Here is a 9,265-nt window from a genome sequence, read left to right as displayed (position 1 = left end):
GTTTTTATTTTGTCAAGTTGGCAATTCTCAAGTATTAGATTGCTTGAATCTGGTAATAGGTGAGTTAGCACCGACATAGAACTTGCTGAGGCTTATACCTCAAATGTTTGAAGGAGTAAAGTTTGAAATATCTCGATTATATCTTTCTGCCTTTTGCCTTCTGCCCTCTGCTTTCCCTCAACTTAAATCACCAAAAGTTGCCAAGAACCCATAAAGTTGCCCACATGAAAATACGCAAGCAGCAATTGTTATTATTAAGGTTTCGTCCGTTAATTGTTGTGGGAATAATTGCCGCGATCGCTTACTTTGCCATCTGTATATTTCTATTTGTCCAGCAACCCAAGTTTATCTTTTTTCCCTCCCGTGCCATCGAAAACACACCAGAGTCCTTCAATTTGCCTTACCAAGAAGTTTGGCTACCTGTCAAAACTAGTTTGGGCAAGGTAGAGAAAATCCACGGTTGGTGGATTAAAGCCAAGGAGCCTAATGCCAAGGTTTTGTTATATCTGCACGGGAATGGTATTAATATTGGCGCAAATATAGCTCATACCAATCGATTTTATCAACTAGGATTTTCGGTGCTGCTGATTGATTATCGGGGATATGGTCGCAGTCAAGGGGATTTCCCTAATGAAATGAGAGTATATCAAGATGCTGCTACGGCTTGGGAATATCTCACCCAGCAACAACAGATTCCACCCCAGGACATTTTTATTTACGGTCATTCTTTAGGCGGTGCGATCGCTATTGATTTAGCAGTTAAACACCCCCAAGCAGCTGGATTAATTGTCGAAAGTTCCTTTACATCTCTCCGCGAGATGGTATCGACTCGGAAATGGTTTTCCATGTTCCCCATCGATTTAATTTTGACACAACGCTTTGAATCTATTAAAAAAGTATCACGGTTGCAAATGCCAGTTTTATTTATTCACGGGACTGCTGATTCTACTGTACCGTCTTACATGAGTCAAAAACTGTATGATGCTGCGCCTGAACCAAAGCAGCTAATTTTTGTTCCTGGTGCAGATCATAACAATACAGCTGTAGCCTCTGGTGGTAAATATCTGCAATGGGTACAGTCATTTGTGCAAAAAACTCAGGTACGTAATAATTCTCATTTTTGATTTTAAATAAACATAAGTATGTCCAGAAGAACGAGAATTTTTCAGTATGATTACTAGGTTTATAATTTTTTTCTTGACACCCTTACACCCAATAAATTTATATCCAAAAATCAGCCATTTTCATACATAAATATCCGGATATAATATTTCCGGTTGAGGAGAATTTATACAGATATCTTGCGGTATGAGGAGTAAATTCTATCATGACTACAACACCTGCATATTTATTCAAAATTCCCGGAAATTCTCCTATTAAAATTTCTCAAGACGAACTGCGATCGCTGCTGGGTGAAATTGAGTCTGAGCTTCATCGCAGTAAGGTTTATCGTCAAGCTGTGGCTACACTACAAAAATTCCTTGGTTCTTCAGAAGAAGCCAAGACTTTATTTAAAGCTGTAGGTAGAGAAGCAATCGGTTTAGCATTTCAACAATTTGCCAATCATGCCAAAATTGCCGATAGCAATCAACAGACAAATCCAGAGTTAGAAACATCTCATAATGATCCAAATAACATTACTAGTAATCAGCTAAATCCGCCCAAGACAAACACGAATTTATCATCAACATCTTTGGCAAATGAAAATGTAAGTAATACCTCAATCAATCATGCCAAAAATTTAGCTCATAAACATCATTTTCCCTCAGTCATGAACTGGCTGAAACCAAATCAAAAAACTGCCACAACTGAACAACTAGCCCAGCAACAATTAGCTGAACAACGTTTAGAAATTATGGGTCAAATTGGTCAACAACTCCGCCAAGCCCGTGAAGCTAAAGGTTTTTGTTTGCGAGACTTGAGTATCTTCACTCACCTACCAATCCATCAAATGGAAGCAGTAGAAAAGGGAGACTTAAATTCATTACCAGAGGATGTTTTAGTTAGAGGCTTTATCCGGGTGATGGGTAACGCTTTAGGCCTAAATGGCACAAATTTAGCTCATACTTTACCGATGGTTAACACCGCCCCATCCATAATACCTTCTTGGTCTCAACCTAAACATAATTCCCCAAAATTAGGGTTAGAAATACGCCCTATACATTTGTATTTAGGTTATACAGCACTGGTGGCTGGAACAGTGGGAGGATTATCTGTCATGTCTCAACCAGGAAAAATTGACACAAGTGTAAATCCAGATGTCCCTCCGTCTTCGTCTATTTCCCAATCAACACAAAATCCTGAAACAAATGCTAAACCAGGTATCAAGTCTAATGGTACAGGAATTAGTGTAGGTTCAGATATTGCCCCTCCTGAAGCATTGTAGTAAAAGTATGAAGAGGGAAGTATGAAGTCTGAAATTTGAGCTTCCATACTTTAAAGTTCGGATTCTGAGAAATTATGACCACAGATCCTTATGCTTGGATAAAACAATCATTAGCAACCATTCATCGGGCAAACTGGTATCGTTCAGTACAGATATTAAGCGATCGCCCTGGTGCAACTGTGGTTTTGGCGGGGTGCGAGGTTATTAATTTTGCCAGTAACGATTATTTGGGATTAGCTGGGGATGAAAGGTTAATGGCGGCGGCGATCGCCGCTATTCATGAATTTGGTACCGGTAGCACTGGTTCTCGATTACTCAGTGGACATCGAGAATTGCACAGAGACTTAGAAAGAGCGATCGCATCGCTTAAACAAACAGAAGATGCCATTGTCTTTAGTTCAGGATATCTGGCAAACTTAGGAGCGATCGCATCTGTAGTTGGTAAACGCGATTTAATTCTTTCTGACCAATACAATCATTCCAGTCTCAAAAATGGTGCAGTTCTCAGCGGTGCAGCAATCATTGAATATCCCCACTGTGATGTTGTGGTTTTAAAAACTCAACTCAGCCAACAGCGACAAAACTACCGTCGTTGTCTAATTATCACCGATAGCGTTTTCAGTATGGATGGGGATTTATGCCCTTTACCAAACCTCTTAGCCATAGCTGAAGAATTTAACTGTATGCTGTTAGTTGATGAAGCTCATGCAACTGGGGTAATGGGTAAAACTGGGGCTGGATGTGTGGAACATTTTGGCTGTACGGGAAAGCAGTTAATTCAAATTGGCACTTTAAGCAAAGCTTTAGGTAGTTTGGGTGGTTATGTAGCTGGAAATTCTAATCTGATTGATTTTTTACGCAATCGCGCCCCAACTTGGATTTACACTACTGGACTTTCCCCTGCGGATACAGCAGCAGCCTTAGCCGCAATTCAAATTGTCCAGCAAGTACCCCAACGGCGAATTCAATTGTGGCGCAATATAGATTACCTGAAAAACTTAATGCAACAGCAGTTACCTCACCTCAAATTGCTACCTACAGAATCACCCATTCTCTGTTTTCAATTACCCAGTCCAGCTGATGCACTCCGGGTTGGTCAACACCTCAAAGATGCAGGCATTTTCGCCCCTGCAATTCGTCCGCCAACAGTGCCAACAAGTCGCATTAGAATTTCTGTCATGGCTACTCATACAACAGCGCAAATAGAAAAATTAGTTGCTGTATTAAGAAATACTAATTAACTCTTTATGTTTGAGCATACTAATGTGAAAAATTATTTGTGTAGGAAAAAACAGAAACCAGGAAAAAATATCTATAAATCGGACTGATTTTTCTGTTAACTCAAAAAGTCATACTATATAAAGTGGATAACTGAACATCTGTTCCAACTTTATTCCTGTTCAAGCAATATTTGGCATTTTATAGCAAGCAATTTTTTTATGCATTGTCAACCAATCTACTCTCTAATCCTTGCCGCCATGAGTAGCTGAGAAATTGAATAAGATTGCTATATACTTTAAGATAAATGTAGAAAAACTAGTTTGGTTAAAATTAACAATCTACTATTAATAAAATCCGATAATTTTCCCTAGTTTGATTTAGAACTCCATACAATATTTTTAATAAATTGACTACTAGCAAAAGGTATTTTTTATGTTTATAAAGAATCTATCTGAAGATGAATTATAAAAACTTGCAAACTAGCTTAGGCTATATATAGCTCTCGCCACAAGTCTTGTTTGTTTGCAAGTGTTTTCATGCCCTACATCCATTATTCGCAGTTGCTACGTTATGGCTTTGTGGTGGTAATTGTCGCCACAGCCCTAGTAATCATGCTATTACTTGACCCTCTACTAGATATGAAGGGAACGCCATTCCTGCTATTTTATGGTGCTGTGATGGTGAGTGCCTGGTATGGTGGTTTGAAAGCAGGACTATTAGCAACTTTTTTATCTGTAATAGTCAGCGATTACTTTTTTCTTTCTCAACATTACAGTCTGAGTTTAAGCGTAGCTAATGGTGTAAAGATACTGTTATTTGCCTTACAGGGATTATTGTTTAGTTTTCTCTGTGAGGAACTAAGGCACGCTAAACGCAAAGCGGAAATTAATCTCCAGAAACTTAAAATCAGCGAAGAGCGATTTCGTGTAGCACTCAGTAGTTCAGATATTGTTGTTTTTCAGCAAGACCGAGATTTTCGTTATCAGTGGGTTCATAATCTTCAGGGTGTAGACACATCTGAGGAAGTACTAGGAAAAACTGATTATGAACTTTTTCCGATCGCCTTAGCGCAGCAATTAACAGCAATTAAACGCAAGGCTATAGAACAGAATACTTCGGTGCGGGAAGAAGTTTGTGTAACGCTGCGAGGAAAAGTCCTTTATTATGATTTGCTTGTAGAACCGCTAAGAGGGATGGAAGACGGTGTAACTTGTGTCGGCGTAAATATTACGGAACGCAAGCAAACAGAACTGGAAAAAGCGAAATTACAAAGCCGACTTCAGCAAGTCCTTCAGCAAAAAGATGAAACTTTAGCTGTACTCAATGCTTGGTTAATGAGTTCCCCAATGGCATTGGCATTTCTGGATACGGAACTGCGCTATGTTTATGCTAACGAAGCTTTAGCCGCAATCAACGGTGTTCCACAAAATCAACATATTGGCCGCACACTTCAAGAAGTACTACCAGAATGGGCATCGCAACTAGAGCCAATTTTCCAAGAATTGATGACAACCAAACAGCCATTACTGAACCAGGAAGTTAATGGGGAGACTTATCCATCTGGGGTGTATCGTTATGGGTTGGTGAGTTACTATCCCGTTAGTTTATCAGATGGGAAATTGTTGGGAGTGGGAGTCACAGGTGTTGATATCACTCCTGTAAAACAAGCTGAACAAGCATTGCGAGAAAGTGAAGCCAAGTTCCGCAGTGTGGTGGAGTCAAATATGATTGGGATTGGCTTCTGGGAAGGCGATGGCAGAATTACAGATGCCAATGATGCTTTGCTGAAGATGTTAGGTTACAGCCGTGCAGAATTACTTGGCGCAGAACTTGACTGGCGGAGTTTGACACCTATTGAGGATCAAATACTTGATGAACAAGCACTGACGCAATTTCCAGAAAATTCCTGCTACACTCCTTATGAAAAAGAATATATCCGTAAAGATGGGACTCACTGTTCAATTTTAATCGGTGGTAGCCGCTATGAAGGAACTTTAGATCGCGGCGCTTTTTTTGTGATTGATATTACAGAACGCAAGCAAGCTGAAAATCAACTGCGTTACATCGCGGAAATTAGTACTTTACTTTCTACATCCTTAGATTATGAGGCAACATTACAGCAAATTGCCAAAATTTCCGTACCCCAACTAGCTGACTGGTGCAGTGTGGAAATTATCACGGACGAGGGGACAATTCGTCGTTTACCTCTGGCTTATGCAGATCCATCTCAGGCAGATTTAGCCCGAAAACTTCAAGAGTATGTGCCGAAGACTCAAGGTACACATCCGATCGCTAGAGTACTGCAAACAGGCATTCCAGAATTAATTGCGGAAATATCAGATTCTTTGTTGATAGAAGGTACACAGAACGAAGAATATTTAGAAATTGTCCGGCAGATGGGAGTGAAGTCAGCAATGGTTGTGCCATTAATCGCCCACCAACGAGTGCTGGGCTGTATTAGCTTTGCGATCGCCCACCGTTGCTACGATCAAGCCGACTTAAATTTGGCCAGAGATATCGCCTATCGCGCCGCCTTAGCAGTAGAAAATGCCCAACTGTATCGAGATAATCATCAAGCTTTAATCAACTATGCCGAATCTCTATCACTGTTAGATGCTTTGTTAGCCGGCGCACCTGTGGCTGTCTGCTTTTTAGATCGAGAACTGCGCTATGTCAGAATTAATCAGGTATTAGCTGACATTAACGGTTTCCCCATCGAAGCCCATCTAGGGCAGAAATTTGGCGATGTCTTCTCTAGTATGGCAACTCAGTTTGAAGCCCAGTTACAGCAGGTGTTAGAAACAGGCGAACCCTTGCTAAATGTAGAAATTAGCGGGGAAATGCCAGGTAAACCGGGAGTTTATGGTTATTGGTTGGGTAACTATTACCCAGTTCGTAATGCCCTAGATGAAACTGTGGGCATTGGCATTATTCTGTCAGATGTCACAGCCACCAAAGTTGCGGAAATTGCCCTGCGGGAAAGTGAATCTCGGTTCCGGGCGATGTTCAACCAAGCCGCAGTGGGGATTGCTTTGGTAGCTTTAAATGGCAAATTCTTACAAGTGAATCCGGCATTGTGCGACATCACAGGGTACAGCCAAGAAGAATTAATCCAGATGAACTTTCAAGACATTACCCACCCTGATGACGTGGCAAATGATTGGCAACAAGCGGGTAAAGTGTTAGCTAAGGAAATTAGTGGTTATTCTTTAGAAAAACGCTACATTCGTAAAGATGGTTCACTAGTTTGGGTAAATCTGACTTCTTCCGCAGTTTGGGATATTCATGGACAAGCCAAGTATGCAGTAGGGATTATCGAAGATATTAGCGATCGCCTGCAAGCAGAAACAGCCCAAACTTTTTTAGTTGAAGCCAGTAGTCTCCTCGCGGCTTCTCTAGATTATGAAGTGACGCTGAATAATGTGGCTAATTTGGTAGTGCCGACTCTAGCTGATTGGTGTGTTGTTGATGTACTGGGGGAAGATTATGACATTCAACAAATCGCCATGATTGCCGCCAATCCGGCGAAGAAAGAAATATTAACAGAAATCCGCCGACGTTATCCTCCCAAATACGAAAATAGTAGCCCGTTTCGAGAAACCCTACTCCGGAGAAAATCAGTCTTTTTTCCCGAAATACCAGAACAAATTCTTGCAGAGATGGCTGAAGACGAGGAGCATTTAAAATTACTCCAAAGCCTCGGTATCGCTTCTTTGATGATCATTCCGCTGCATTTGCGTGGGTATGTGTTTGGCGTAATTTCTTTAGTCAGAGGCGAATCTAGCTGTAGTTACAACTCAGCAGATTTGGCATTAGCTGAAGATTTAGCCCATCGTGCGGCTACAGCCATTGATAACGCTAGACTTTACCAAAAAACTCAACAGGCAAAGCAAGCCGCCGAATTAGCCGTCAGCCGCACTGTGCGGTTACAAAAAATCACCGCCGCCCTTTCGGAAGCAATTACACCGCAACAAGTAGCGGATGTTGTCGTCCACCAAGGAATTGCCGCCTTGGGCGCTAATGCTGGTTCTGTCAGTTTGTTAGGAAAAAAAGGCACTCATCTCAAAATTGTGCAAGCCACTGGCTATCCCCAATCAGTACTTGATGCTTGGAAAAGTTTTCCGGTGACAGCGGCTGTGCCTTTAGCAGAAACAGTGAGAACCGGGAAGCCCATTTTTATCGAAAGTCCAGCAGCCTTCGCCACTAGTTATCCCCACTTAGCAGAACTGCCATCGGTAACGGGAAATTCTGCCTTTGCTTGTATCCCCTTGATTTTAGAAAAACAAGTCATTGGGGCATTAGGGTTGAGCTTTAGTACTCCCCAAATATTCCCAGAAACAGATCAAGGATTTATGTTGACATTGGGACAACAATGCGCTCAGGCGATCGCGCGCGCTCAACTCTACGAAGCCGAACGCCACGCCCGTTCCGAAGCCGAAACCGCCAACCGCATCAAAGATGAATTTTTGGCGGTGCTTTCCCATGAATTGCGAACTCCCCTCAACCCAATTTTGGGCTGGGCAAAATTACTCCGCACCCGCAAAAACGACGAAGCGACAGTGCTGCGCGCTTTAGAAACCATTGAGCGCAACGCCAAGTTACAAGCCCAACTAATTGAAGATTTATTAGATGTATCGCGGATTTTGCGCGGTAAATTGAGTTTGCATATCCGCACCGTAGATTTAAACAGCACAATTACCGCCGCTTTAGAAACAGTGCGTTTAGCCGCCGAAGCCAAGTCAATTCAACTGCAAACAGCACTGCCAAATCATAACGTCGAAGTGATGGGTGATGGCGATCGCTTGCAACAAATTGTCTGGAATTTAGTATCCAATGCAGTAAAATTTACACCACCAGAAGGGCGGGTAGAAGTGCATTTAGCGCAAGTGGGTTTTGAAGCCCAAATTCAAGTCATTGATAACGGTAAGGGAATCACATCAGAATTTCTACCCTACGTCTTTGAATATTTCCGCCAAGCCGATGGCAAAACCACCAGAGTATTCGGTGGATTGGGATTAGGACTAGCAATTGTCCGCAATTTAGTAGAACTCCACGGGGGTACAGTCTCAGCAGAAAGCGAAGGTGAAGGGCTAGGGGCAACTTTTACAGTCCGACTTCCTCTGCATAAAAGTGCTGAACCTGTCCGCACGGCGAATACACTACAGATGGATTTAGCAACTCAGGATACATTACTGGCAGGAGTGCGAATTTTATTTGTTGATGATCAAGCTGATGTGTTGGAGTTTTTCACCTTTGCCTTAGAACAGTATGGGGCAGAAGTCATCAAAGTGGACTCCGCCGCAGAAGCATTACAAATGCTCATTCAGGTACAGCCAGATATTTTATTAAGCGATATTGGAATGCCCATCATGGATGGCTATATGTTGCTGCGCCAAGTCAGACAATTACCCGCAGACAGAGGTGGGGAAATTCCCGCGATCGCCCTGACAGCTTATGCTGGAGAAATCGACTACAAACAAGCAATGGCCGCCGGCTTTCAACGACATATCCCTAAACCAGTTGATCCCCTTGACTTAGCAATGGCGATCGCCAAGCTAATTAGTCAAAAATAGGCGTATTATCCTCACAATTTTAGCTCCTTCTTGCCTGTAATAACTTAAAAGTTTAAGAATTGATTTTCCAATTAGAATTAAAATA

4 protein-coding genes are annotated in these 9,265 nt (G+C 41.9%); all 4 read left to right on the top strand.

Features of this window, described 5'->3' with window-relative positions; all coding sequences use genetic code 11:
- Positions 1-224: 224 nt before the first annotated feature.
- Positions 225-1,124 (top strand): alpha/beta hydrolase, encoded by a 900-nt coding sequence (locus IQ244_RS15360; protein WP_193895493.1) that lies wholly within the window; start codon positions 225-227, stop codon positions 1,122-1,124.
- Between the two features lie 203 nt (positions 1,125-1,327).
- A complete protein-coding gene (locus IQ244_RS15355; RefSeq protein WP_193895490.1) occupies positions 1,328-2,386 on the top strand; it encodes a helix-turn-helix domain-containing protein in 1,059 nt (352 codons plus the stop codon).
- A gap of 74 nt (positions 2,387-2,460) precedes the next feature.
- Positions 2,461-3,627 (top strand): 8-amino-7-oxononanoate synthase, encoded by a 1,167-nt coding sequence (bioF, locus tag IQ244_RS15350; RefSeq protein ID WP_193895488.1) that lies wholly within the window; start codon positions 2,461-2,463, stop codon positions 3,625-3,627.
- 516 nt (positions 3,628-4,143) lie between these two features.
- On the top strand, positions 4,144-9,180 hold the full coding sequence (locus tag IQ244_RS15345) for a PAS domain S-box protein (RefSeq protein ID WP_193895486.1): 5,037 nt from the start codon (positions 4,144-4,146) through the stop codon (positions 9,178-9,180).
- The last annotated feature ends 85 nt before the right edge of the window (positions 9,181-9,265 follow it).

This window comes from Nostoc sp. LEGE 06077 (assembly GCF_015207705.1).
Taxonomy (GTDB): Bacteria; Cyanobacteriota; Cyanobacteriia; order Cyanobacteriales; family Nostocaceae; genus Nostoc_B.
Note: the sequence above shows the minus strand (reverse complement) of the source record. Positions and strands in the feature narration are given on the sequence as shown.